Genomic DNA, 2,261 nt, shown 5'->3' on the forward strand with positions numbered 1-2,261 from the left:
CTGCTTTTACGTGACCGGGGTCAATGACGGAGTGGTGTCAGACCATCGGGATTAGGGCATGCGTCCCTGGCTGGCAGGATACCACTCCTCGTCCGCCAGTTTGGAAAATTCCCAGGGACTTTGCTTGTCCTTCCGCATGGCGCAGCAGCCCACAGGCAGGTCGCTGACAAGGGCGATGGATGGATCCAGATCCAACAGCTCCCCGATGGTGATGATCACCGCATGTGCAGCCGCGTGCCCCTCCTCGCCGCAGAGAAATTCATAGCTGCCATCGTCGAAATGATGGGTGACCAGCCGGATTTCCCTCTCGCCGTCCAGGATATGCGTACAGGTAAAAGCAAAGGTGTCCCGCCGTTCGGCAAACGGAAAATAAGTCATATGGATACGTCCTTTCTGAATAGATGTATTCAGTATAGCAGATTTTCACAGAATTGGCAAGCCGTATTGATTGACTTTTCACAAAGATTTCACCGTAATTTCGTTTTAACCGTTTTGTAACTTAATGAAAAACGCAAAAAAAATATGAGCATAATGCACAAAAATATCGATGAGAATTCGTGCAGATGAACTAAAAAATATTAAGGTTTGGTATAAGGCATTGACTTTTTCTGCGCTATACGGTATATTTAGCTTACAAAAACACGCCGTATTTGTGCGCCGTTATGTTCAGTCTGACGATAGAGCATTGCTCTGCGCAGATCGCCGGACGGGAGTACTCTGTGCGGAAGTAACAGCGGTTTTGTTATGGCATTATATTATAATCCGTAATATAATGAAATTTTAAGGAGGAAACGAACAATGAACAAGCTTAAGAGAACCCTGGCACTGGTTGCTACTCTGGCACTGGCTACAACAGCATTTGTTGGCTGTGGCGATGACAGCTCTTCCAGCGCACCTGCTAACAACTCTTCCAAGACTGAGAGCAAGGTTGACGACTCCAGCACTGGAGATTCCAGCAAGACTGAGGGCAAGGCTGAGAACAAGGTTCCGAACACTGGCTCTACTCTGTCCATCCTGTGCTGGACCGGTGATGACATCAAGGCTATGAAGGACTGCTTCCTGGCTAACAACTCTGATGTCAAGGATGCTGATATCACATGGGTACAGTGTGGTACAAAGGGCGGCGATGCTGCTGAGAACTACACCCAGTACTTCGCTGGCGATGAGGACGTTGACCTGTACATCGCAGAGGCTGACTGGATCATGACCTTTATCAACGATGACGCAGTATCTGCTCCTCTGTCCAACCTGGGTCTGACTGATGATGACTTCAAGACCAACTACGATTACATCAAGCAGATCGGTACCGATTCCAAGGGTGTTCTGAAGGGCACATCTTGGCAGTCCACTCCTGGTGGCTTTGCTTACAGAGCTGACCTGGCTAAGGAGTACCTGGGTGCTTCTACTCCCACTGAGATGCAGGAAAAGGTTAAGGACTGGGATACATTTATGGAGTCCGCTAAGACCATTTCTGAGAAGACCGAGGGTAAGATGAATATGACCGCAACCATCGGTGGTCTGTGGCAGGTATTCTCCTACAACAGAGCTCAGGCTTGGGTTGACAAGGACAACAAGCTGGCTATCGATGATTCCTGCACCAAGTTCATGAACATGGTTAAGGAAATGAGAGACAAGAACTATGTATCTGGTGAAGATCAGTGGGGCGACAGCTGGTTCGCTCTGGGTGCTAACGGCGACACCTTCGGCTACTTCGTATGCTCTTGGTGCTTCGGCGATGACACCTCCACCTTCGGCAAGATGCAGGGTGGTAAGGACAACGAGAACTTCGGCAAGTGGGGCTTCGTTAAGGGCCCGCAGGAATACGCTTGGGGCGGTTCTTGGCTGTGCCTGTCTCCGAAGGCTGACAACGGCGAGCTGGCTGAGAAGTTTGTAAAGTTCTTCTGCAGCAACGAAGAGACCATGAAGAAGTATGCTGAGTTTAAGGGTGAGTTCGTAAACAGCTACAACGTTATGAAGTCCATCGTTGACGCTAAGACCAACAAGTGCGCACTGCTGGCTGATGGTCAGGATCAGTTTGCTACCATGATTGATGTCGCTGCTGGCATCAACCTGGATGGCAAGATTACTCCTTATGACGCAACTATCAAGAACGACTACATCGATGCAGTTAACGGCTACGTTAAGGGTGACACCGCTTCTGTTGATGATGCTCTGAAGGCATTCAAGACAAAGGTTGCTTCTGACCTGCCGGAGCAGCTGACTTGGGAATAATCCCTCAGATAGTCTTACAGTAGAAAGAC

General features: G+C 49.2%; 2 protein-coding genes. One reads left to right on the forward strand and one right to left on the reverse strand.

The annotated features are described in order from the left end of the window. Positions 1-51: 51 nt before the first annotated feature. Positions 52-378, reverse strand: coding sequence for a hypothetical protein (locus tag QVO51_RS03405; protein ID WP_022357242.1), 327 nt, complete (start codon positions 376-378; stop codon positions 52-54). 420 nt (positions 379-798) lie between these two features. On the opposite strand from QVO51_RS03405, the gene QVO51_RS03410 reads away from it, so the two are divergent. Further along, positions 799-2,232 (forward strand): ABC transporter substrate-binding protein, encoded by a 1,434-nt coding sequence (locus QVO51_RS03410; protein WP_022357243.1) that lies wholly within the window; start codon positions 799-801, stop codon positions 2,230-2,232. Positions 2,233-2,261: the final 29 nt, after the last annotated feature.

It is taken from the genome of Ruminococcus sp. CAG:379 (assembly GCF_000434255.1).
Taxonomy (GTDB): Bacteria; Bacillota; Clostridia; order Oscillospirales; family Ruminococcaceae; genus Ruminococcus_F; species Ruminococcus_F champanellensis.